We start from the raw sequence: 22,263 nt of genomic DNA on the forward strand, positions 1-22,263 counted from the left end.
TGCGTGTGTTTAAAAACTAGTGTAAGCCGCCTGCTCGCTTAGGAAGCCACGTAGCAAGGATTTCATTTGCTCGCACTGAATCGGTATCAGCGATTGGTGCGACCCCTGCTTCGATTGCAACCGGCTGTCGGGACGACTGTTCCTCCTTTCCCCGCATTCCAGCACCACCGAGGCCGCCGCTGCCCATGCCGTTCATCGGTGAACTCGATGCAGGGACAACGGATCTAGCGCCGGCAGAAAGGCTTTGCGTGCTCGACATCGTGCTCAGCCCGCCTGTGGGGGCGGCCAGCGCCGGGCGTAAACCTCCAACACCGCCACTGGCGAATGCACCGCCGCTCGAGGCCCCGCTCAGAGTGGGAGCCATACCGGCTCCACCCATCGCCGCCAGCGGGCTGTATGACAGGTTGTCAGCGCCCATGCCCCCGCTGCTCATGCCGTTGAGCCCAGACATGAACTGCCCCATCATCTGTTCGGGCGCCGAGAGTGCTTGCTGGAAGGGCTGCATCAGTTGCCCGGTCTGTCCCACCAGCTGCTGGGGCGCTGACATCGCCTCCTGCAGAGGCTGCATGAATTGCGACGCGTCCGTTCCCTGATTGGTGATCGACCCGGCGGCGTTTTGAGCCACGTCACCGACTGCTTGCTGGGCGGCATCAAGAGCGGGCTCGGCCGGATTCACCAGTGGCGGCGGCGGCATTTTAGGCACCGGGGCCGATGCCGTGATGACTTGAGCATCGTAAGTGGTCATCGCCGTCGCGTTCTGCGTCCAGTGCTCGACGTAGGCCGTGTCCAAAAACGTGATCAACGGCTGGTTGATGCCACAAAAGTTGGTTGCGACCGCGGCTGCTTGGCTGATCCGGTTCTGAACACACGCCGCGGACGGAATGATGCCCGCACGTGCAGACGTGTAGGCCTCGGCGATGACAACGCATGCCGCCGCCAGTCGCGCACACTCGGCCATCATCGTATCCAGCCATGCACTGTAAGCGGTGACCTTGGCTTGACGCGCAGCCACGGTGAGCCCCGGCCACAGCGTGGCCATCACGCCGGCGTGCGCTAGCAGCACCCCTTGTTGAATCTCAAAACTGGCCGCCAACGCCGAAAGCGCCGTCGCTGCAGCCATATACGTCTCCGGGCCGGTTCCTGCCTCCATGCGAAACGCGTTCATCTCCGGCGTATAGGTAGGCCAGGGTTCAGTCATGCGATCACCCAGATCCCGCGCTTTGCGCTGATCCCGCTAACTGCAACGAATTTCGCGTCCACGTCACACCTAATCCGGTAGATACCGTCGGAACTGTGTCCCGGGTGACACGGGTCGGATACGAACTTTCTCGCCGGATTGCGGTGCCTCAGCGATCATTCCGTCACCCAAATACAGCTGAACATGGTGAGGCCCGCCGCCGCCGGAAAACGCGGACGGCGGAAACGCCACATCCATGGGCCGCGGGCTGCCCACAGCACGGCCGCCGGCAAATTGAGACTCCGACGTGGACTTACCAAGTACGTCGTGGCCGGTGACCTCAGCGTAGGCCCACCTCGTGAAGCCTGAGCAGTCCACACCGCTCTTCGCATAGTCGCCGTGCGCGTCGCCGGCCCCGCCGCCATCCGGGCGCCCCGTCGTGGGGCCAGCGCCATCTCCGTGCCCGCCCCCCCACGCATAATCCACGCGGCCCGCGGTCGACGAGACAAACTGATCCAGGCGCGATTTGAGATCTCCCGACAGCCCCCCGCTGCCGCCCGTCGACCCCACCGCGCTCATCGGGTTCAGCGAGCCACCCAAGCCCCCGGGTGCTCCACCACCGCCGAGAATTGAGTTCAACGGCGACAACAACTGTTGCGGCGCCGACAGCGCGCCTTCAAGTGGCCGCGTTAAACCCTGGACTGCCTGCAGCGGCTCGGTGAATGCGGACTGCAGCATGCTGCCCGGAGCCAACATGTTGCTCTTGAAGGCGTCCAGTCCGTTGCCGCCCCCGCCGCTGCCCAATCCCCCACTGCCGGGCCCTTTTAGGCCAGCCTGGCCGAATTTAGCGGCAGATGCGGTGTCGCCATCAACAATGTCACGCGCACCTGCGCCCGAGTTGGCGATGGTGTGACTACCCGAATTCCGCAGTCCTTTGTCCCGATCATTGACGCCGGTGAGCGGGGCGTCGAGGCCTTGGCGCCCTGGCCCAGCCGCGGGTGTGCCGGGCGCCCCTACGGCGCCGTCCAGTCCCGTTAAATTGCCGTTAACGACCGGAGAATCAACGGTGGTGTCGGTAGCCATCGCGCCTCACGCTGACCGCTGCCCGCATCGGGACTGCAGCGTCGACCAGTTAAGTTGTGGTGCCGTAGGTGAATTTTTGCGAGGCATCGCTTTCATCGTTGTCGACCCCCTGTGCGTGTGCGTCCATGTGGTCAGCGAGTTTGAGTAGCTCGGCCTTCATCGCTTGAAACTTTGTCGACACGTCATGCACACCTGATTCGAGCACGGCCACCGTGTCCGCATAGATACCCGCGGGCGCCCCGTCGACCGTATTAGCCGAAGCATCCCCGCGATACGTCTTGAGCAACTCCGAATGATCGTTGATCAACGCGCTGAGATCACCCTCGGCAATGGCGCGCAGCTGACGAGAAACGCCACGCAATTGCTCCAGATCAACCGAGGTATCAGTCATAGCTCACAAGCATAACTGCGGTTGATGCACCCGAGACCGCTTAAAGCCGGGGCGGTAACGCAGAACTCACGCGACAGCCTCAAGCCTCCGCTGATAATGTTCCACATAATCCACGATCGCTTTTTCCCAACGCTCAACAGTCGCGGGCACGTAGGTGACATAGCAGCTACCGTCCAAACGCCAGCATGGATAGGTCAATACGGCACCTGCGGCGAACTGCAACAACCCCACCGCGGCATCCTGGGCATCCAATCGCTTGTGGTTGGACCACACAGACACACACACCTGGGCTGCCGCGTCCGGTTGGACCTGCAGCAGCTTCGCGAGGAAATCAGCGTCCTGCCCAGGCACACCGCAGTCAGCCAACACCACCTCGGCTACGGCCTGGCAATCCTGCCGATCATCACCATCCATGCGCACCTTGGACACAGCCGTTAGCGCTGCCATCGGAAACGTCATCTCCGACAACGACTCATACGCAGGACCCGGCGACAACTGTTCCCACAACAGCCGCGCCGCCTGAGTGACCGAATCCGCGTGCGCGCAATCAATACCGGCCAACGCCACCAGTCCGTTGAACTGCACAGCTCCGGCAACCACAGCATCTGTCGCGGCAACCACGAACTTCGACATCGGCACCGTGCTCACCCCGGCCGCCAACACCGCACGCAACGACTCCGACACACCCGACAGGTCCGGCGCCGAGTCCACCTGGTCCCGGTACAACAGCGTCGTGCCAAACAAACTCACTGGCGGCCCGCTAAACGCATCGAAAATCGGCTTCCGAGAAGCTGATAACCGCAAACCCGAATCGGTGTCCTCCAGCACCCCCCAGCCGAGGAGATCCTCACGCACCTCGAAATCCACATCAGCACCACCACACGGCGACGGCCCAAGCTGAACCGGATACGACACCACCAAGCCCTGACGATGCAGATAATCCCAGTGGTAAGCGCTAAACAACCGCCCGCTCACTACACCATGGCGAACGGCGCAGCAGACGCCAGGTCGGTCGCCACCGAACCCGCCGTATTCGACTGCGACACCATCAAATACGCCATGATATTCGCCGCCGACGCCTGACAGATCGCGTCAAGATCAGCAACCTGCGCCTGGATACCCGTATTCGCCGTCAGCGACGCCAATTCTGCGCCCGGAGGCGTCACGCCGTGAGCGGTACCCGTCAACGCCAGACTCTCAGCCATCGTCGCCAGGTTGAAACCATGCAACCCCGACAGAAGAGCCTCAATCTCGGGAACACCAAGAAGTCCGAAATCCATCATCCGACAAGTCTAAAGCGTCCGCACTGCCACTACCCCGCGTAACGAGCCGGCATTTACCATCGGAAGGTACGCAGCGCCCCGGTCCCCGAGCTTTAGCCGTGGGGTAGGCCTAAACGAGTTGGAATCCCCCGGCGTAGGGACGGGAGGCGTCAAGCCCCACCAGCATTCCCACGTTCGTTGACACTGCTGTTCCTCGGTAAACCGGGCTGATCAGATTAGGTCTTGGGATGGGCGTAGGAGTCCGTGGTGGTGGGATTGGTTGCCGCCTCGGCGTTTGGCGCGGTACATCGCGATGTCGCCGGCGGTGATGAGGTCCTTAAGGAGTGCCCGATGCTGGGCGCGTGTGTCGTCAACAAGTAGGGCGCAGGCGGTACCGACGCTGGAGGTGACTCCGGAAGGCGAGGTGGCGACAGCAGCGCAGACCTGGGTTGCCAAAGCCTCTGCGTTGCACGTCGGCGAAATGGCGGCGAGGAAGAATTCCTCGCCGCCGCTGCGTGCGAGCGCCGCTTGGTAGTCGCCGGCGAGGGTTTGCAATCGGTGGGCAACGTCGACCAGTGCTTGGTCGCCGGCGGCGTGGCCGTGGCTGTCGTTGAGAGCTTTGAAGTTATCGAGGTCGATGACCAACACCACCAAGTGGGCGTCGACGGTGCGGCGGGTGGTGATCAGCCCCAGTATTTTGTGGTTGAAGGCGCGCCGGTTGAGTAGGTTTGTTAAGGGATCTTGGTCGGCCTGCAGCAAATCACCTGCTACAGCACGAATCAGGACGTGGATGGCCACTGGGAGGGCGATGTTCACCTCGACCACCAGCCACAGATCCACCCCGGCGAGAGTGGGATGTCCCGACGCTGCCAGCCGTGCCGCCTGAGTGGCGGCGACGGCGGCAGCCACAACAAAGTTGTAGAGGACCAACCCGGTTGATAAGAAAAACGCGATATATGCGCCGCTCGTGGCGAAGGCGATGCACCCGATTATTCCGGCCAGCGGATTAGGGCACACCAGACACGCTAACGCGATGCCGGTATTGAGCGTGACGGCGAAGGCCACCGATTGAGCGCGGGTTGGCCAGCGCCACACCCACAACAGCAACCCGGCCACACCGCCAGCGCACGCGATCCAGGTCATCAGAACTGGAACAGCCCCGCGGGGGCCATCCCCGCCGGCCAACAGCGCGAGCAGGCACACGATGTACGACAGTGCAAGAATGGCCATCAAGACGCGGGTTATCACGATCAAACGCCGCGCCGCGAGATATCCCGACAGCCAATCGTAGTGCTGGCTCTGTCGCAACCAGCTAATCGCCGACATTACCTGCGCAGGAAGGGATCGACGGTGACGGCAACGCTATACGACACGAGTCGAATTTACAACGCGGTTAGTAACAAATGTCCGATATCGCCCCACCATCTTGCTTCCAGACGAACGACAGGGACCCGGCAGCCTCAGCGTCAGGACGATGCATGCGCGTTTTGGTAGCTCGAATCCAGGCACCAAAATGCGAGACTCGGATCAAGAGCAGCGAACGATATATTGCACGTTTTCGAATAGGGAGATCGTCACCCCCGGGTCGCGCAAGACCCGGTCAAGGTAGCGGTGGTGGGCTTCGATTTGCTCGACAGCAACGCCGATTTCGTCCCGATAGGCGGATATGCACTGCTCGAAGCCAAGGGCGTGAACCCATTTGGCCTCTGCACTTGAGGTAATCGGTTGATAGCGATCCTTGCGGTGAATCGTAAAGCCCGACTCGACGAGGAGATCCTCAATCCTGTCGGCAACGTCGAAGCAGAGTCCTCGCGCTCGCCCTAACCTGTACCACCAGTCACGCCATAGGCCGCTAGCCGCGTCATCAGGCCAGAACCGCAGACTGCCAATATCAGCGCTCTCGAGCAGCAGGGCGCCCCTGTCAGCAACCATTGCCGCCATCGAGGTAAGGGCACTGCGAAGGTCCTGGACGTGCATCAACAGGAATCGGCTGTAAACCCAATCGACGCGCTGACCGTCAAGCGGATCGTCCTCGAGACTTCTTTCGACGAACCGCACGTTGCGGCGATGGGCCAGTGCGTTGCGGGCGATCTGTAGTTGTTGCGGCGACGCATCCACGGCGTAGACCCTTCCGGCATCGCCGACACGGGCAGCGATCCGATCAGTGGCTCCGCCGTGGCCGCACCGATATCGACCGCTGAATCACCGGGTGCGACTCCGGCGGCCTCAAGGAAAGCCGATGTGCTGGGATCGTAGAACTGTCCGAGCAGTTTCAGGCGGTGGGCATCGGAGTCTCCGAGCCCCATGCTGTACCGAGCTGTGTTCATGCCGCACCCATTCAGATGTCCTCAGATGGCCATGTCTGGAGCCGTGTTTCGTTTTTGTCTGGTTTGGCGAATGGTTTGCCCCGCAACCGAAAAGAACTCTTTGACTGTCGCTGTGGCGTGGCGGGGCTCTTGCCGGATCGTGCGGACGGCGGCGCGCAACGCCAGGGCTGGCGTGTACAGCTTAGAGGGTGGGAGGTCATGGTTAAGGATGCGCAGGAATGAGTGCGCCGCGTCGGCATCGGAGCTGATCTCGCGAAGGATGCAGTTTGTCCATGGCGAGGCGGGGCCGGGCTGGCCCATACGCGCCGCATACCAATACATGTCGTAGGCGTCGTGGTCACGCCAGCGCCACCAGCGCTGCAACTCACGGTCAAGGCTGCCCGCGCCCAGGCCATCTACGATGCTGTGCGCGAGCCGCTGCGCTTGGCGTAGCGCATCTGCGATGCCTTGTCCTGGGGTGAAGTCTTTGAAGTGTCCGGCGTCGCCGATGAGCGCCCAACCCGGGCCGGCGGATTGACGAAAGTAGCCATGCCAGTTGACGAAAGCGCGCAGCGGTCCGACCCGCTGTCCGCCCGCCATAACGTCGGCCAGCTCGGGCCATTGCCGGATGGCGGTCGTGAAGAATCTGTCACGGTCCGCGTGGAATTCAGCGGCCCGGCTCAGGTCCGGCGCGATTGCCGCCATGTACAGATCGCCATCGGTGGCGCCGGCGAGGTAGGCCATGTCCTTCATCCGGCCCAGCAGGGCCAGGCCATTACGGTCGATACCCTCGAAATAGGCCCACGCAGCCATGCGCCCTGGCGACGTCACGTGGTATTCCTGCGCGCCGACCTCGGCGCCAACCGTCGAGTGTCGCCCGTCCGCGCCGACGACGAGGCGCGCATCGATCGGCCCTTTGTCGGTCTGAACCCCGGTCACCCGGTCCCCATCTCGTAGGAGCCCGGCGACGCGCAGTCCGGTGCGCGCGTGGGCACCCGCTTTTTCGGCGGCTGTTAGGAGCAGCACGTCCAACGTCACTCGCCGCACACACAGCACCGGATGCTCGGCCACGTCATCGACGGTGGCGTCCATGCGGACGTCGTCACTGACGATGGTGAAGTCCCGCAACGGAACAGCTCCCGCGGCCAACAGAGCTTCCAGCACGCCGAGCTCGTCAAGGATGCGCACACCACACGGCTGAATCATGTGGGTTGAGGGTGTTTCAGAGGGAAATCTGGCCCGATCAACGACGCAGACGTTGATTCCGCGCCGGGCGAGCATCGTAGCCAGCGGCGATCCCGCGCACCGACCGCCGACCACCACCACATCGAAAGACTCCATCGCAACCTCCGGCCCCTGGATCGATGAATAGCGCCGCGGAGCTGTTCTTACTGATACCACAATTTTCTCTTATTTTTCTTATTTATTCGGTAGGATGGCGTCCTGACACCTCCGAAGGCCCCCTCCCCAACGAGGGAGCACAGGCTGATAGTGCACGTCAGAAAGGCAGAAGCCATGGATCGACACCAGCGGGCGCCGGTGCGGCGGCGGATCATTCTGGTCACCGGCGCGTCGCGCGGTGTCGGCGCGCAAACGGCGCGCCGTCTCGCCTCCCCCACCAACCACGTGGTCGTCACCTATCGCGAAAAGACCAAGCGCGCCAACAGCGTGGTCGACGACATCACCGCTGCAGGAGGATCAGCCTCAGCCATCCGCCTCGACGTCTGCGATCCGCTAGCACGTGCCGAGGTCATCCGTTTTGTACGAGACGAATTCGGACACCTTGATGTACTGATCCTTAACGCCTCAGGCGGGCTCGAGCGCGGCGCCTCCCCCGCCTACCCGATGCATATCAACCGTGACGCCCCGGCGCATCTGCTTAACCGGGCCTTGCCGCTGATACCGGTTGGCGGTCGCGTCGTCTTCGTCACCAGCCACCAAGCCCATTTCCATGGCCTCAAACCCGTACCGGAGGACTACATTCCGATCGCTGCAAGCAAACGTGCCGGCGAAGACTCCCTGCGCGCCATGCGCCCTGAGCTCGCTACCCGCGGCGTTTCACTGACCGTGGTCTCCGGCGACATGATCGACGGAACGATCATCGTTCGATTACTCCACCGCCGCGACCCGGGCGCTGTTGAAGCTCGCCGCGCCCACGGCCCGCTGCCGTCCCTCGACGAATTCGCCACAGCGATCGCCCTTGCCGCGGTCGGCCCCGGATCCGCGAAAGATACGATCTATGTCGGTGGGGTCGACTATCTCGAGTTGCTCGCCAACTAGTCGATCGACCCAAAGGAGAAGAGGCGCGCCAGTTCATGCCGACGTCCTTCGTGCACAACGTATTCGACGCGCTGGGATACGACCATCCGCGTCGGTTGCTGATTCCGGCTATTCGGCCCCCCGATAACCCTCGACGAGACCGCCGGCTCCCGAACCAGATCGCAGAGGATCCCGGACATGGCTTTTGCCGACCCGACACACTTTGCTCGCGCCGCTCAGACCGTGGATGACCTGCTTGCGCACCTCACCAGCACCCAATGGGAGGCGCCCACCCCGTGCACAGACTGGAACGTCACCCAGGTGACCCAACACGTTGTCGAGGTCAACCTCAGTTTCGCTCAGCAACTTCACCCAACCGGTAGCCAAACCCTCAGCGGCTCGGAAGAACCCGGCGATCTCCTGGACCGCTACCGTTTCTCGACGGCGGTAATGCAGCGAGCACTCGCCCGAACGGTTGCGCCTTCAACAGATCTCCCGACCCAGCTGCGCAGCCGGCTGGCCCTTCGCGTTGCCGATCTGCTCCTCCATGGCTGGGACATCGCCGCAGCCACAGGCCAGTCCCGACACGGGGCAGGCGATCTGGCGCTGGAAGCGCTGACTTTCGCCCAGCGGCATGCCGCGGCTCTGCAGCGCAGCGGCCAGTTCGCCCCGCCGCAACCCATCGACGACCATGCCCCTGCCATCGACCGCCTGGCCGCCCTGTCCGGCCGTGTCGTCCCGGGCTTTCCCGCGGACTCCACATGATCGACCACGATGCTCTCATCGTCGGCGCCGGCCCCACCGGCCTCATGCTCGCCGGTGAACTCGCCCTGGCTGGCATCGACATCGCCGTGATCGAACGGCGCACCCACCACGATCTCGCCGGATCACGCGCCGGCGGCATGACATCACGCACCCTCGAGATACTCGACCAACGCGGCATCGTCGACCGATTCCTCACGCAAGGATGGACCGGCCAAATCGGGCACTACGCGGGTATTCCGCTCCCCATTGGCGATCTGCCCGCGCGGCATAACTATGGGCTGGGGCTGCCGCAGTACCGCATCGAGCGCGCCCTGGCGGGATGGGCGCGTGAACTCGGCGCAAACCTCCGCTTGGGTTGTGAGGTAACGGGTTTCACGCAAGACGACGGCGGTGTCGATGTCGCACTGTCCGACGGTGCGACGTTGCGAACGCAGTACCTGATCGGCTGCGACGGCGGGCGCAGCCTCATCCGCAAGAACGCCGGCATCGACTTCCCAGGATGGGACCCTTCAACGAGTTGCCTGCTCGCCGACGTCGAAATGGGCGAGGATCCGCCGTGGGGTATGCACCGCGCTGGCGGGTTCCACTCTTTCTTCAAGTTGGAGGACGACGGACCGGTGCGGGTCATGGTGGCCGAACCCGATGTCGGAAAAATCGGCGAGCCGACCCTCAATGACGTTCGCGAGGCACTGATCACGATACGCGGTACCGACTATGGAATACGCAGCGCCACATGGATTTCCCGATTCACCGACGTCACGCGACAAGCGTCGTCCTACCGCGATCGTCGGGTGTTGCTGGCCGGCGACGCCGCCCACGTGCACTTCCCGATTGGCGGGCAAGGCCTCAACACCGGCATGCAAGACGCGATGAATTTGGGCTGGAAACTGGCCCACGTCATCAACGGCACCTCACCAGAGATGCTGCTGGACACTTACCACACCGAACGACATCCCGTGGCCGCCAACGTACTTCATAACACCATGGCCCAAACCGCACTCAACGGCAGCGGCGCTCGCATCGATGCGCTACGCGACGCTGTATCCGAGCTGATCGCCTTGGACGGGCCGCGCAGACGGATCGCCGCGATGATGTGCGGCCTGGACATCCATTACGACCTCGGCCATGGACACCCCCAACTTGGCCGACGCATGCCCGACATCGACGTACATACCGCGGCCGGCCCAACACGGGTCTGTACCCTTCTTCACCACGGCCAGGCAGTACTCCTCAACCTTCGCACGCCATGGTCATTCGACGCTTCCCCATGGGCACACACGCTGTCGGTAATCCACGCCGAATACGCCGGCGGTTGGGAACTTCCTATCATCGGAAACGTCACAACACCTCACGCCGTGCTTATTCGACCCGATGGCTACGTCGCCTGGGTCGGAAACGGCACACAAACCGGACTCACTACAGCGCTCACCAGCTGGCTTGGACCCCCACGGCCCACATCACCAGCCAACCGTTGAAGCCACCGGCACCGACCGGATTGGGGCACCTTCGTATCACCGGGCCAGCGCACCATGACCGAAAACCGTTGCAGCAGCTTAAGTCGATGCCTGCAACCGCTGGATCGGTGCGACGGATGTCGAGAAGGATTGACGAACCGCCCCCGATGGCGCGCTAATTTCGGCCGGGAAGCTCGGTGGGCAAGCCTGTGTCGTAGAGCGCAAGGATGTCAGTGGCGCCGCGCAGGGTGTCGATGACACAGCGTGCAGGCGAGGGGAATATCTGGGGGTAGTCGATTTCCCGGAGGGATTCATCGACCTTCCAAGCGAGTTGTTCTGTGCCGAGACAGAACTGGGCATCGATGCCTTCGTTGTTTCCGCGTGGGTCCTGGCGGTGCCACGCCTCCTCGAGGTAGATGGCGACGAGTCCGTGCAGGACGTGTCCGTTGCCGTGTAAAAGGCGTTGGTAGCACAGACCGGTCGGGATACCTTCGGAGCGCAGCAGCGCCGCCAGCAAGTGTGACTTTGCGTAGCACAGGCCTACCCGGTGTTGCAGGACCTCGCTTGCGGTCAACGTCACCCTGGGATCGGACACGTCATACGAATGTCCGACCTGATCGCGCACCCATTCGAAAGCCGCCTTGGCAAACGGAGCATCATCGCCGGTGGCGTGCCGCAGCCTTCGCGCGAGCGCCCGAACACCTGGGTCCGAAACCTGGATGAATTGATCCTCTCCGAGAAAGTCCCTCGGAGTTGCTGTGTGAAGCACAGGGTAGGAATCGCTCACACCAACACCCTAGAGGCACCGTCGTTGCTCGGGGCTGGTGACGAGTTCGAGTCGTCGTGCGAGGTCGGAGACAAAGACGCCGCCGGGGTCGGCTTTGTTCCGGGCGGTGCGCCATTCGTCGAGGCGGGGATACATTTTCGGGATGTGCTGGGCTTTGGCGCGGGAGTCTTTGGCGAAGTAGAGTCGGCCGCCAGCGTCGAGCACCCGCTCGTCGAGTCCGTCGAGGAATGCCCCGATGCCGGGTTTGATCGGGAAGTCGAGGCTGAGCATGAAGCCGGGGTGTGGCCACGATAGCGGCGCCCGATTACTTGCGCCCATGCGTTTGAACACGTTGAGGAAGGAGCGGTGCCCGGACGCGGCGATTGCCCGGATGATGTGGGCGAGTTGCTGTTCGGCGCCGAACGGTGTGGAGAATTGGTACTGCATGAAGCCTTCTCGTCCGTAGGCGCGGTTCCATTCTCCGAGTAGATCCAGTGGGTGGTAGAACTGCGTGATGTTCTGAATGGTGCCGCGGCCATGCTTGGGGTACACATGGTAGGCGAGCTCGGCGGCGATGCGGGAGGTGAACCCGTTCACCAATCCGTTGGGGAAAATGTCGGGCACGGTGAACAGCTTAGGTGCGGTGAACCGCAACGGGTCTCGGCGTAGTCGTGGGGGGAGCTGTTCGCGGGTGGCCAGTGATCCGCGGGTGAATCCGGCCCGGCCCATCCGGGTGCCGGTGGAGATGGTGTCGGGCACCGACATCGAGTAGTCGTAGCCTTCATCGGAGCCGCCGGTGAGCAGTTCCATGGTCTCGTCGAGGTTGCGGGTGCGGTCGTGGTCGGCGATGAAGTAGGCGGTTTCGGTGCGTGTCATCCGGACCCGGGCGCGGAGCACGATGCCGGTTAGCCCCATGCCGGCCACGGTGGCCCAAAACAATTCGGCATCCGGTCCCTCGGGTGTCAGGGTGGTGATCGTGCCGTCGGCCTTGAGCAGGTCCATGGAGAGGACGTGATTACCGAAGCTGCCGTGCGAGTGGTGGTTTTTGCCGTGGATGTCGGCCGCGATCGCGCCGCCGATGGTGACTTGGCGGGTCCCGGGCAGCACGGGCGCCCACAGTCCGTGCGGCAAGACCGCTCGCATCAAGGCGTCCAGGCTCACGCCGGCGTCGACGTCGACGATCGCCGAGTCCGGGTCGATGCGGTGGATGCGGTTGAGCGGGGTCATGTCGATGACCAGGCCCCCGCCGTTTTGCGCGGGGTCGCCGTAACTGCGTCCTAGGCCCCGCGCGATCACTCCCCGCGGGCCAGCCTGGCGCACCGCGGCGGCGATGACCTCGACGTCCGGTGTCGAGAGCACGTCGGCGCGCGAGCGGATTCGTCGGCCCCAACCACTGAGCACCCTGCTCGTCGTCTGAGTCCCCGATACTGCGGTCACGCTGATCGAGGGTAGGCGCCTATGAACCAGACGGAGGGGAGGCCCCGCCAGACGATCCGCGACTGTTTCTGGTCGGCACGCGATAGGTTGAGGTCATGCCTCGTCGGCGATTGGACCGAGCAGCCAGCCTGACCGCACAGACGTGTGCGATCCAGCGGGCCGCGGAGTCCCTGCAACCGCCTGATCGTCGCCTGCTCTTTGACCCGGACTCCAGGGTGTTCACCGGCCGTTACGCACCACTGCTGGCCAGACCGGTCATTGCACGCATGATGCTGCGCGCCCTCGACGGCTACCTGCCGGGGTTACATGCCTACATTGTGTTGCGCGTCCGCTACACCGACGACGTTCTGCGGCAGGCGATCTCGGCGGGTATCGACCAGATCGTCCTGTTGGGCGCGGGGTTCGATACCACCAGCCTGCGCACGCCCATCACGGATTCCGGGCCGACCCTCTTCGAGGTCGACGCACCGACCACCCAGCAGGAGAAGCGACGACTATTGGACCGCGCGAGCCGCGTTGTGGACGCACGAGTCCGCTGGGTTTCGTGCGATTTCGAAAGCGATCATCTGCCGCAGCGTCTGCACCAGGCGGGATTCGATCCGGCCCAACCGTGCCTCGTCGTGTGGATCGGTGTCTCGGTGTACCTCACCCGAGCGGCGATTGATCGCACTCTGGCCGATCTCAACACGATCTGCGCACCGGGAAGTCTCCTCGTCACAGACTTTGGTGACCCCGAGATCGTCACCGGCACACACCCACTCGTCGGTGCACGCCGCACCGAGCGCCTGGTACGCCGCCGCGGCGAACCCTGGCGTACCGCCTTATCATTGACCGAACTCACCGACGCACTCAAGGCGGTCGGTTTTTCCGTCCGAGACCACGCCCGAGTCCCCGAGCTCGCCCAGCGATACGCCCCAAACGCACAACCGTGGTGTTCCACCGATGACTGGCTGGGCGTGCTCACTGCCGAACGCCGCCCGTGACTGCGCGGCTGTACGTTTCCGATCTGGACGGCACACTGCTGCGTTCGGATGCGACATTGAGCGCCACCGCCCGGGACGGTCTCAACCAGCTGCTTGATGCCGGGCTGGCATTCACCGTCGCGACGTCACGAAGCGCCCCGGCCATCCGCGCACTCCTTACCGGAGTCCGCCTGACGCTGCCGATCATCGAGCTCAACGGAGCCTTCATCACCAACCTGGACTCCGGCCACCATATCCAGCAGCGAACGCTCGACACCGGGGTCGCCGATGACGCGGTGCAAGCGTTGCGGGACGCCGCTATCGAACCGATCCTGACCACCTGGGACGGCGTCGATGACCACATGTACTACACACCTGGCGCACAGGCCAATCCCGGCAATGCTTGGTACATCGCGGAAAAGCATGCGTACGGCGATCCCCGCCTTCGCTTGCACCACGATGACCTTGCCGATGTTGTCGACATCGAACAGATCGCCACGGTAACGACGTTCCTGCCGCACTCACAAGCCTGCACGCTGGTCAGCCGCCTTCGTCTGCTGCTCGGCGACTGCGCCCTGGTGACCAGCGCGGTAAACAGCTATGTGCCCGGCTACTCCGAAGTGCAGGTCGCCCATCCGGACGCGCAGAAGGGCAGTGCCGTCGCGCGCCTACGAGACAATCTCGGGCTAACCGAGGCTCCACTGACCGTCTTCGGCGACCACCTCAACGACCTACCCATGTTCGAGGTGGCCGACCACGCCATCGCGACAGCCAACGCCCAACCTGCGGTCCTCGCACAAGCCGACCAGATTGTCGAAACCAACGATAACGATGGAGTCCTGCGCTACCTGTGGATAGAACGCGGCGATGAGCGTTCGCCGTCAGCGATACCGGCCGACCGCTCCACACCCACAGCGTCAACTTCGCTCAACGACACATGACTTCACATTCCCCCTTAACGGCGCAGGAACCCATGCGCCTTCACCGCGCCGCGAGATGATCGCGGCGAGCGCGACGAGCTGTTGGCAGTGTTGGACCAGCGGTCATGACGATCTGCTCGACGTAATTGCCGCGGCCGGGTGAGTTCGCCGGAATATCTTCGGATGGGCGGGTCAAGTTCAATTGCCAATTACCTGGTGAACATGAAATCCGTTATATACCAGAAGGATTGCAGATACTACTCGAAACGGCTCGGCTCCATCACTGATGGTCCTAGGTCCTCACCGCGATCGGCCCGACCCGAGGGGAGTCATCGTGACAGCTCGAAGATGAATTTGTGGAAGGTTCCGACCGCCCGATGGAACGTTCTGATGAGTGATACCTCGAGACCGCCCGTGTAGCAGCGCAATCGGATCCCCTTCATCTGACCGTTAGACACACCATCCAAGTGAAGCCGCTAAATCTGCTACGCACCAACCGGATTCCGTTGGCGTGGCGCTGCCAAAAATTCAGGTCGCTGGTGCGGCGAGGAAGACGCAGGGCAGTGTCTGAGGTCCGCGGATGGCGGGATTGTCACGCCAGGTGGGACTCCCACAAAGTATGGGTCGGCGCGCCCGGATCTGTTGAAGCGCTACGGCGGTCTCAAGCCGCGCCAACGGTGCTCCAAGGCAGTAATGGACCCCGTGACCGAAGGCCAGCGGCGTCGGACCGGACCGGTCGGTGCGGAGTTGGTCGGGGTTGTTGAAGACCGCGGGATCGCGGTTGGCGGCGGCGAGCACGACCAGCGCGGGTTCGCCGACGCGAATACTGACGTCGCTGAAAACGTGGTCCTGGGTGGCGGTGCGCGCCACGGTTTGAACAGGGCCATCAAGACGCAGCAGCTCGGTGATCAACGCATCGTCGATGGTGGTGATGGTGTCCAGGGGGCGGGCTCCGCCAGGCCAGGGCGTGAGGAGGCGAATCATTGTCGCGCCGAGCAGGTTTGCGGTGGTTTCATGACCGGCGATCGCGATGATGATGGCGGTGTTGACGACGTCATCGAGTTCGAGATCGGTGTCCGCGGCGATGACGCTGAGCAGGTCATCGCCGGGATAGCGGCGGCGATCGGCGGCCAACGGAAGGAATTCGGTGAGCAGCGCGGCGAGGGCCTCGGTGCCGGCTTCGGCGGCGACATCATCAGTTGAGTCGGCCAGCATCCGGGTGATCGCGGCGGACTCCTCGCGGAGTAGCCGGGCTGCAGCGATGTCGAGCCCCATCCAGGCGGCCGCGACCGCGATCGGCAGGGGCAAGGCGATGTCGGCCATAAAGTCGAACTCGGCTCCGGCGGGAATGGAGTCGATCGTATCCGCGGCGAGCGTGGCGATGCCGTCGCGCAGCCCGGCGATGAAAGTGCGGGTGAAGAAGTCTCGGACCGCGCCACGCAGTCGCTGGTGATCGGCGCCGTCGGTGAATAACATGTTGCGGCGCAGGATGTCTGGATCCGCTGCCCGTACGGCGGATGGGGTGTTGGGGTTGGCCAGCGGGTTGCTGGTCCAGCCGGGTCCCGCCAGGATCTGTCGCGCCGGGTGATAGCCCAGGATCAGCCACGTCGCGGCGGTGTTGTCCCACACCACATCGCCTCCGCGGCGACACGCCTCATAGAACGGGTAAGGGTCGGCGGGATCCCACGGCAGCCGCACGCCGGCTCTAACGTCAGGGGTGGTCATGATGATCCAAGGCACCGGGCAGGCCTCGCTCGCGCACCCAGGCATGGTGCAGTTTGCCCAGTTCAGTGATGGGTTGGGCGACGCCGTCCATGTCATCGAGGACCGCCCGTATCGGAAGGGTCGCCTGCAAGCCGGTAAGGACACTATTGCAGGCGAGCGTGATTCGAGATGTGAAGACCAACTCAGGGGGAGCAGTTATTTGCGCCAAGAAATGGTCCGAGTCACGAATGTCGAAGAATCCGCGGACAGTGCGTGCGATGATGTCGGGTGTGAAGGTGACCGGCTGCGGCGCGGTGACCTCGTAACTCGTCTCCTCAAGCCACCGCCGCAGATCGACTGTGCTCAAAGGTGATTCGGCGGTGATGGCTCCCAACTGAATCATGTGGTCGCGGAAATCGTCTGTGCGCCCCTCGGCGGCAGCGCGCATCGAAGCCACCCACAGCCAGCGTTGCTTTTCAGGCGGGATTTGGACGCAACCGAAGTCGAGGAAGCCGACGCTGCCGTCGGTGTTGAAGCGGTAGTTACCGGGATGCGGATCGGCGTGCAGCAGGTTGGCGTGCCGGTAGTTGCCGAGGTTGAACCGTGAGGTGACCTCGGCCCACGTGTTTTTCAGATCCTGATCGGCCTGTTGTGCTGCTCGGTAGTCCATGCCATCGAGGTAGGTCATCGTCAATACTTGGTCGCTGGAGGCTTCCCGGATGACCTGGGGGATGCGGATGAAGGGGTGACCGCGGTAGAGCTCGCTGAACGTGGTGATGGTGGCCGCTTCGTGGCGGTAGTCGATCTCCTCGCCAATACGCGCTGCGGCCTCTCGCGCAAGAGTTCGGACATCGAGCTTGATCCCTGATGCCGCCGTGACGAACCGCAGGAACGTCGCCAGTAGCTCGGTGTTGGCCAAATCATCGCGGATTGCTTGGGCGACCCCGGGATACTGGATTTTCACCACAACGTGGCGGCCGTCGCGCAGCACGCCGCGGTGTACCTGCCCCACCGACGCCGCGGCCATCGGCTCATCGGCGAACTCGACGAAATGCTGGACAGCAGAGCCTAGTTCGTCGCTGAGGACTTTGCGCACAAGAGTGGGGTGCATGGGCGGCGCGTCAGCCTGCAGGCGTGCCAGGGCTTTTTGGTAGGGCCAGTATCCGCCGGTGCCCACTGCGCGGGCGTCGACCATCGACAGGATTTGGCCCGCTTTCATCAACACGCCCTTGGAATGGCCCAGTAGCTCGGTGTAGCGCTCAGCGGTGCGCTCGTGAAACCGCTCCACCGCGCCGTCATCACCGGCCTTCTCCCGAAGACCAGCGACAAGCCGACCCCCGGCGGCGCGGGCGGTAAAGCCCGCCAGCGGCATGGCGCGGCGAATCCGCCCACGCGGAATGGGAGTCTCGTCGTAGTTCATGGTGTCCTCGCTGGTGGCGGTCGACCCGTCACGATGGGCCCGCACGTTGCTGATATTGGGTGTGAGGTCGGGGGCGGGCGCCGGTTGGTTGTTAGGGGTGGTCATGATGGTCCAAGGCCCCGGGCAGGCCACGTTCACGCACCCAGGCGTGGTGCAGCTTGCCCAGTTCAGTGGCTGGTTCGGCGAGCCCGTCCATGTCCTCGTGGATGGCCCGGATCGGCATGGTGGCGCCCAAACCGGCGCACACGCTGAAGACGACGAGATGGAAGCGGGGCACGAACATGTAGTCCTCGGGTGCGTACATGCGGTTGATCGGATGGTCGGCGTCGCGCAGGCCGAATATGCCGCGAACGGTGCGAGCGATGGTCTCGGGTGTGTAGGTGGCCGGCTGTGGTGCTGTGATGGCCTCGTAGTACATCTGTGATTGCCACTGATAGAGCTCGTCAGCGCTCAGGTCGGAGTCGGGATCGAGGAAACCGGCCTGTGCCATCAGGGTGCGGTAGTCGTGTTTGCGGCCGTCGATGACGGCGCGCTGCATGGCGACCATGAGCCAGCGCATCGGTTCGGGCAAGACCTTCATGCAGCCGAAGTCGACGAATCCGACAGTTCCGTCGCTGTTGAAGCGGTAGTTGCCAGGGTGCGGGTCGACGTGCAGCAGGTTGGCGTGCCGGAAGTTGCTGTGGCTGAAGCGCAGGATGGCTTCGGCCCAGGTGTTTTTGAGGTCTTGGTCGGCCTCTTGTGCTGCCGCCCAGTCCATTCCATCGAGGTAGGTCATCGTCAGGATCTGATCCGTGGAGGCTTCGGGAACGACGTCGGGAACGCGGATGAACGGGTGGCCCCGGTACAGATCAGCGAACATCGCGATGATCGCCGCCTCGTGACGATAGTCCACCTCTTCGGAGATCCGCGCTGCTGCCTCACGCGCCACCGGGCGAACATCAACCTTGATGCCCGACGCTGAGTTGATGAAGCGCAGAAACGTCGCCAGCAGCTCGGTATTAGCGAGGTCATCGCGGATCGCTTGGGCCACACCGGGATACTGGATTTTCACCGCAACCTGGCGACCGTCGCGCAGGACGGCACGGTGTACCTGGCCGATTGATGCTGCTGCCATTGGTTTCTCGGCGAACTGGTCGAACTGCTTCACCGCGCAGCCTAGTTCGGCATCGAGGACATCGCGAACGAGCCTCGGGTGCATGGGTGGTGCATCAGCCTGGAGTCGGACCAGCGCCTTCTGATAGGGCCAGAACCCGCCGGTCCCGAGTGCGCGGGCATCGACCATCGACAAGATCTGGCCGGCTTTCATCAACACACCCTTGGAGTGCCCCAATAGTTCGGTATAGCGCTCAGCGGTGCGCTCGTGAAACCGCCCAACCGCGCCGTCATCACCGGTGCGCTCTCGCAAACCAGCGACCAACCGGCCTCCTGCAGCGCGGGCAGCGAAGCCCGCCAGCGGCATGGTGCGCCGGATCCGCCCCTGCGGCACGGGTTGGTCGCGCTCCGCCATCTGATAGTCCTCCCACGAGACACGCCATGTGTAGTAAGCTCTTGCCAAATGTAAGTGATCACTTTGGAGAGGTCAATGACTGCACCGGTGTCGACACGGGAACGGCTGGTCACCGAAGCGATGCGACTCTTTAGCGCCAAGGGATTTGAAGCCACCAGCGTCTCCCAAATCGAAGCCGCGGCGGGCTTGGCCGCCGGCTCGGGCGCCCTGTATCGCCACTTCAAATCCAAGGACGCCTTGCTCGACGCCGGGATCGATCGCCAGCTCGACCGCCGCCACGCCATGCGCGACATCCGCGCACTGTTCGCCGGGCTCGGCGACCTGCACGCCGAACTCACCGTCCTAGGTCGCTACCTACTCAGCGTCATCGACGAGGAGATCCAGCTGCTGCAAATCGCCGCCCGCACACCAGCCGGCCAATCAACCCGCCTCGACACCGCCTACGCCGCCCTCATCGACGGACTCAACGCCGAACTCGCCGACTGGATCACCACCTGGGCGCCCAACCTCACGAAACATCAACACAAAGTGCTAGCCGCACTAGGAATCAACAGCATCCTCGGAACCCGCATCGCGACCACCCTCTTCCACCAACCTGAGGCCCACATCCCCGACGATCAGTACCTCTCCGAGTGGACCGCAGTCTTCACCGACCGAATCCGATCACTCTCACAACCACATGACACATGATTTCTTGGCGACGACTCGCGCCGGATATGACCGGATCGCCGAGCCCTACGCTCAGCGCTTCCACCGCCACCTCGATGACAAGCCGTTGGACCTTGCCATGCTCCACGCATTCGCCACGTTGGTGGCGATGACGCACAACAAGCACGTGGTCGACGTCGGCTGCGGCACCGGGGCGACTACCCAAATCCTGTGCAGCCACGGAGTTGACGCATACGGAATTGACCTGTCACCCAAGATGATCGACCAGGCCCTGCGTCTCAATCCGGATCTGAGTTTCCAGGTCGGCTCCATGACAGACCTCGACGCCCAAGACGCCAGCGTTGGCGGTGTCTGCGCGTGGTATTCGATCATTCACATCCCCGACGAACACCTCAATAACGTATTCCACGAGCTTGCTCGCATCCTGATCCCCGGCGGCATACTCCTGCTGGCCTTCCAGATCGGAGACCAACCCCGGATATTGCACGAAGCGTTCAACCACCAGGTCGAACTCACGTTTTCCCGCCGGCAACCCGACGATGTCGCTCGTCGACTCGAACGGGCGGGCCTACACCCATACGCTGATCTCGTCCGCCAACCAGACAACGACGGATTCGAATCAACCGCACACGCCTACATCATTGCCCGAAAGTAATTGCCATGGCCGATCGCACTGCTGGTCTCACCACCGCCGCGCAGCACGCACAGGCGTTCCTCGACACCCTTGATGAGCGCCCGGTGGCCGCCCGCGTGGATGCGGCCGGCGTGCGTGAAGCGTTGGGCGGGCCGGTTCCTGAGCAGGGCGAAGACCCGAGAGCGGTCGTCGATGCACTGGTGGCTGGTGCTGACCCCGGTCTGGTCGCCAGCGCCGGACCGCGCTACTTCGGGTTCGTCACCGGCGGTGCCCTTCCCGCGGCGCTGGCAGCCGACTGGCTGGTCTCGGCATGGGATCAGTGCGCCGACTTTCATTCGCACTCGCCGGCGGCCGCCGCCATCGAAGAGGTCACCTCGGCGTGGATCCTGGACCTGCTTGGGCTGCCGGCCACGGCCAGCGTCGGCTTTGTCACCGGTGGTCAAGGCGCCAACACGACGTGTTTGGCGGCCGCCCGTCACGCGGTACTGGCCCGCGCCGGCTGGGACGTCGAAAATGACGGGCTCATCGGTGCGCCGCGGGTCCGCATCCTGTGCGGTGAGCAGGCCCACGTCACCGTCTACACCACCCTGCGCCTGCTGGGGTTGGGCGCCAACACGGCCATCCGCGTCGCTGCTGACGATCAGGGCCGGATAAAACCCGACGCGCTCCGCGACGCGCTGGCCGAAGGCGACGGGCCGACGATCGTGTGCGCCCAAGCCGGGAACGCCGCCAGCGGCGCGTTCGACGCCTTCGAGCCGATCGCCGACGCGTGCGCCACCCATAACGCGTGGCTGCATATCGACGGCGCGTTCGGCCTGTGGGCCGCCGCGGCACCAGCCACCCGACACCTAACCCGCGGTATCGAGTGGGCGGACTCCTGGGCCGTCGACGCCCACAAGTGGCTCAACGTGCCCTACGACTGCGGGATGGCCATCGTCGCCGACCCTGAAATGCACGTCGCCGCAATGAGGCTCGCGGCCCCCTACCTCCTGGTAGATGACGGCCAGCGCGATAGCACCAACTATGTGCCGGAGTGCTCGCGGCGCGCCCGTGCCCTACCCGTCTATGCGGCTATCCGATCGCTGGGCCGCGCCGGTATCGCCGAACTGATCGAACGCAACTGCGCGCAAGCCCGACGCATGGCCGAGCGCCTGGCCGCGATTCCCGGCGCGACGGTGCTCAACGACGTCGTACTCGGCCAGGTCCTCTTGCGGCTGCCGGGCGGAGACGACGCCAACCGCGACGCACAGGCCGCCATCCAGCGCGACGGAACCTGTTGGCTTGGCGGCACAACCTGGCACGGCCGATACGTGTTGCGGGTGCCGTTTTGCAATTGGGCGACTACAGACGACGACGTGGACCGCTCAGCCGATGCCATTGTGCGCGCCGCACAGGCTATTTCGTCACCATGAGGCGACTTGTTATGGATCGTCGTCTTCGTCGTTGGCGGCGCTGCTGATCGTCCGTGCGCTCAGGGCGTCCACCGTGCATAGCGTCTTGCGTAAGCCAACTTGATGCGGGCTCACTGGGACGGCGTCTACTGGGTC

The 22,263-nt window shown here is 63.6% G+C and carries 20 protein-coding genes and 1 pseudogene; 8 read left to right on the forward strand and 13 right to left on the reverse strand.

Going from position 1 to position 22,263, the window contains the following annotated elements:
• Positions 1 to 16: 16 nt before the first annotated feature.
• The 8 genes and pseudogenes from ACYQ8K_RS17050 to ACYQ8K_RS17085 form a co-directional block, all read right to left on the reverse strand.
• Positions 17 to 1,198: a PPE domain-containing protein gene (locus tag ACYQ8K_RS17050; RefSeq protein WP_459970734.1), complete on the reverse strand. Its 1,182-nt coding sequence runs from the start codon at positions 1,196 to 1,198 to the stop codon at positions 17 to 19.
• A 69-nt stretch (positions 1,199 to 1,267) separates the two neighbouring features.
• Positions 1,268 to 2,260, reverse strand: a complete 993-nt coding sequence (locus ACYQ8K_RS17055) for a C40 family peptidase (RefSeq protein ID WP_459970736.1) — start codon at positions 2,258 to 2,260, stop codon at positions 1,268 to 1,270.
• A 49-nt stretch (positions 2,261 to 2,309) separates the two neighbouring features.
• Positions 2,310 to 2,651, reverse strand: coding sequence for a hypothetical protein (locus ACYQ8K_RS17060; RefSeq protein ID WP_089152587.1), 342 nt, complete (start codon positions 2,649 to 2,651; stop codon positions 2,310 to 2,312).
• 66 nt (positions 2,652 to 2,717) lie between these two features.
• Positions 2,718 to 3,626 carry an ESX secretion-associated protein EspG gene (locus ACYQ8K_RS17065; protein WP_459970738.1) on the reverse strand — a complete coding sequence of 303 codons (909 nt, stop codon included), beginning with the start codon at positions 3,624 to 3,626 and terminating at the stop codon, positions 2,718 to 2,720.
• A complete protein-coding gene (locus tag ACYQ8K_RS17070) occupies positions 3,626 to 3,934 on the reverse strand; it encodes a hypothetical protein (protein WP_089152585.1) in 309 nt (102 codons plus the stop codon). The genes ACYQ8K_RS17065 and ACYQ8K_RS17070 overlap by 1 nt, the downstream gene beginning before the upstream one ends.
• A gap of 210 nt (positions 3,935 to 4,144) precedes the next feature.
• Positions 4,145 to 5,239: a GGDEF domain-containing protein gene (locus ACYQ8K_RS17075; RefSeq protein WP_459970740.1), complete on the reverse strand. Its 1,095-nt coding sequence runs from the start codon at positions 5,237 to 5,239 to the stop codon at positions 4,145 to 4,147.
• Positions 5,240 to 5,440: 201 nt separating this feature from the next.
• A pseudogene (locus tag ACYQ8K_RS17080) lies at positions 5,441 to 6,085 on the reverse strand (class I SAM-dependent methyltransferase); the annotation flags it as partial.
• 176 nt (positions 6,086 to 6,261) lie between these two features.
• Positions 6,262 to 7,560 (reverse strand): NAD(P)/FAD-dependent oxidoreductase, encoded by a 1,299-nt coding sequence (locus tag ACYQ8K_RS17085; protein ID WP_459970742.1) that lies wholly within the window; start codon positions 7,558 to 7,560, stop codon positions 6,262 to 6,264.
• Between the two features lie 174 nt (positions 7,561 to 7,734).
• Between ACYQ8K_RS17085 and ACYQ8K_RS17090 the strand changes: the two genes are divergently transcribed.
• The 3 genes from ACYQ8K_RS17090 to ACYQ8K_RS17100 all read left to right on the forward strand — a co-directional run bounded on the left by ACYQ8K_RS17090 (position 7,735) and on the right by ACYQ8K_RS17100 (position 10,718).
• Positions 7,735 to 8,499: an SDR family oxidoreductase gene (locus tag ACYQ8K_RS17090; RefSeq protein WP_459970744.1), complete on the forward strand. Its 765-nt coding sequence runs from the start codon at positions 7,735 to 7,737 to the stop codon at positions 8,497 to 8,499.
• 177 nt (positions 8,500 to 8,676) lie between these two features.
• The gene (locus ACYQ8K_RS17095) at positions 8,677 to 9,243 is read left to right on the forward strand and encodes a TIGR03086 family metal-binding protein (RefSeq protein WP_459970746.1); all 567 of its coding nucleotides are present in this window, start codon (positions 8,677 to 8,679) and stop codon (positions 9,241 to 9,243) included.
• Positions 9,240 to 10,718: an FAD-dependent monooxygenase gene (locus ACYQ8K_RS17100; RefSeq protein WP_459970748.1), complete on the forward strand. Its 1,479-nt coding sequence runs from the start codon at positions 9,240 to 9,242 to the stop codon at positions 10,716 to 10,718. The genes ACYQ8K_RS17095 and ACYQ8K_RS17100 overlap by 4 nt, the downstream gene beginning before the upstream one ends.
• Before the next feature lie 154 nt (positions 10,719 to 10,872).
• Here the strand turns inward: ACYQ8K_RS17100 and ACYQ8K_RS17105 are convergent, their stop codons facing one another.
• Together ACYQ8K_RS17105 and ACYQ8K_RS17110 are read right to left on the reverse strand one after the other, a co-directional pair.
• A complete protein-coding gene (locus ACYQ8K_RS17105; RefSeq protein ID WP_459970750.1) occupies positions 10,873 to 11,484 on the reverse strand; it encodes a transglutaminase-like domain-containing protein in 612 nt (203 codons plus the stop codon).
• Between the two features lie 9 nt (positions 11,485 to 11,493).
• On the reverse strand, positions 11,494 to 12,900 hold the full coding sequence (locus ACYQ8K_RS17110) for an FAD-binding oxidoreductase (protein WP_459970752.1): 1,407 nt from the start codon (positions 12,898 to 12,900) through the stop codon (positions 11,494 to 11,496).
• 95 nt (positions 12,901 to 12,995) lie between these two features.
• Between ACYQ8K_RS17110 and ACYQ8K_RS17115 the strand changes: the two genes are divergently transcribed.
• Both ACYQ8K_RS17115 and ACYQ8K_RS17120 read left to right on the forward strand, forming a co-directional pair.
• Positions 12,996 to 13,883: a class I SAM-dependent methyltransferase gene (locus ACYQ8K_RS17115; RefSeq protein ID WP_459970754.1), complete on the forward strand. Its 888-nt coding sequence runs from the start codon at positions 12,996 to 12,998 to the stop codon at positions 13,881 to 13,883.
• On the forward strand, positions 13,880 to 14,803 hold the full coding sequence (locus ACYQ8K_RS17120) for an HAD hydrolase family protein (RefSeq protein WP_459970756.1): 924 nt from the start codon (positions 13,880 to 13,882) through the stop codon (positions 14,801 to 14,803). Before ACYQ8K_RS17115 ends, ACYQ8K_RS17120 begins: the two co-directional genes overlap by 4 nt.
• Positions 14,804 to 15,310: 507 nt before the next feature.
• On the opposite strand, the gene ACYQ8K_RS17125 is transcribed toward ACYQ8K_RS17120, so the two are convergent.
• From ACYQ8K_RS17125 to ACYQ8K_RS17135, 3 genes are all read right to left on the reverse strand, one after another.
• Positions 15,311 to 16,507 (reverse strand): cytochrome P450, encoded by a 1,197-nt coding sequence (locus ACYQ8K_RS17125; RefSeq protein WP_459970758.1) that lies wholly within the window; start codon positions 16,505 to 16,507, stop codon positions 15,311 to 15,313.
• A complete protein-coding gene (locus ACYQ8K_RS17130) occupies positions 16,494 to 17,906 on the reverse strand; it encodes an ABC1 kinase family protein (protein ID WP_459970798.1) in 1,413 nt (470 codons plus the stop codon). The genes ACYQ8K_RS17125 and ACYQ8K_RS17130 overlap by 14 nt, the downstream gene beginning before the upstream one ends.
• A gap of 91 nt (positions 17,907 to 17,997) precedes the next feature.
• A complete protein-coding gene (locus tag ACYQ8K_RS17135) occupies positions 17,998 to 19,413 on the reverse strand; it encodes an ABC1 kinase family protein (RefSeq protein ID WP_459970760.1) in 1,416 nt (471 codons plus the stop codon).
• Positions 19,414 to 19,488: 75 nt separating this feature from the next.
• Here ACYQ8K_RS17135 and ACYQ8K_RS17140 point away from each other — a divergent pair, with 75 nt between their 5' ends.
• From ACYQ8K_RS17140 to ACYQ8K_RS17150, 3 genes are read left to right on the forward strand one after another with little or no spacing between them, the layout of a single operon-like run.
• Positions 19,489 to 20,103 (forward strand): TetR/AcrR family transcriptional regulator, encoded by a 615-nt coding sequence (locus ACYQ8K_RS17140; protein ID WP_459970761.1) that lies wholly within the window; start codon positions 19,489 to 19,491, stop codon positions 20,101 to 20,103.
• Positions 20,093 to 20,737 (forward strand): class I SAM-dependent DNA methyltransferase, encoded by a 645-nt coding sequence (locus ACYQ8K_RS17145; protein WP_459970763.1) that lies wholly within the window; start codon positions 20,093 to 20,095, stop codon positions 20,735 to 20,737. The genes ACYQ8K_RS17140 and ACYQ8K_RS17145 overlap by 11 nt, the downstream gene beginning before the upstream one ends.
• A gap of 5 nt (positions 20,738 to 20,742) precedes the next feature.
• Positions 20,743 to 22,128, forward strand: coding sequence for a pyridoxal phosphate-dependent decarboxylase family protein (locus ACYQ8K_RS17150; protein ID WP_459970765.1), 1,386 nt, complete (start codon positions 20,743 to 20,745; stop codon positions 22,126 to 22,128).
• The last annotated feature ends 135 nt before the right edge of the window (positions 22,129 to 22,263 follow it).

The sequence above is a fragment of the Mycobacterium sp. MUNTM1 genome (assembly GCF_054660795.1).

Coding starts and splice junctions, on each gene's coding strand:
- ACYQ8K_RS17060 (WP_089152587.1), bottom strand. CDS start 2,651: ATGACTGATACCTCGGTTGATCTGGAGCAATTGCGTGGCGTTTCTCGT.
- ACYQ8K_RS17075 (WP_459970740.1), bottom strand. CDS start 5,239: ATGTCGGCGATTAGCTGGTTGCGACAGAGCCAGCACTACGATTGGCTG.
- ACYQ8K_RS17145 (WP_459970763.1), top strand. CDS start 20,093: ATGACACATGATTTCTTGGCGACGACTCGCGCCGGATATGACCGGATC.
- ACYQ8K_RS17150 (WP_459970765.1), top strand. CDS start 20,743: ATGGCCGATCGCACTGCTGGTCTCACCACCGCCGCGCAGCACGCACAG.
- ACYQ8K_RS17090 (WP_459970744.1), top strand. CDS start 7,735: ATGGATCGACACCAGCGGGCGCCGGTGCGGCGGCGGATCATTCTGGTC.
- ACYQ8K_RS17050 (WP_459970734.1), bottom strand. CDS start 1,198: ATGACTGAACCCTGGCCTACCTATACGCCGGAGATGAACGCGTTTCGC.
- ACYQ8K_RS17135 (WP_459970760.1), bottom strand. CDS start 19,413: ATGGCGGAGCGCGACCAACCCGTGCCGCAGGGGCGGATCCGGCGCACC.
- ACYQ8K_RS17130 (WP_459970798.1), bottom strand. CDS start 17,906: ATGAACTACGACGAGACTCCCATTCCGCGTGGGCGGATTCGCCGCGCC.
- ACYQ8K_RS17140 (WP_459970761.1), top strand. CDS start 19,489: ATGACTGCACCGGTGTCGACACGGGAACGGCTGGTCACCGAAGCGATG.
- ACYQ8K_RS17125 (WP_459970758.1), bottom strand. CDS start 16,507: ATGACCACCCCTGACGTTAGAGCCGGCGTGCGGCTGCCGTGGGATCCC.
- ACYQ8K_RS17095 (WP_459970746.1), top strand. CDS start 8,677: ATGGCTTTTGCCGACCCGACACACTTTGCTCGCGCCGCTCAGACCGTG.
- ACYQ8K_RS17115 (WP_459970754.1), top strand. CDS start 12,996: ATGCCTCGTCGGCGATTGGACCGAGCAGCCAGCCTGACCGCACAGACG.
- ACYQ8K_RS17055 (WP_459970736.1), bottom strand. CDS start 2,260: ATGGCTACCGACACCACCGTTGATTCTCCGGTCGTTAACGGCAATTTA.
- ACYQ8K_RS17100 (WP_459970748.1), top strand. CDS start 9,240: ATGATCGACCACGATGCTCTCATCGTCGGCGCCGGCCCCACCGGCCTC.
- ACYQ8K_RS17085 (WP_459970742.1), bottom strand. CDS start 7,560: ATGGAGTCTTTCGATGTGGTGGTGGTCGGCGGTCGGTGCGCGGGATCG.
- ACYQ8K_RS17070 (WP_089152585.1), bottom strand. CDS start 3,934: ATGATGGATTTCGGACTTCTTGGTGTTCCCGAGATTGAGGCTCTTCTG.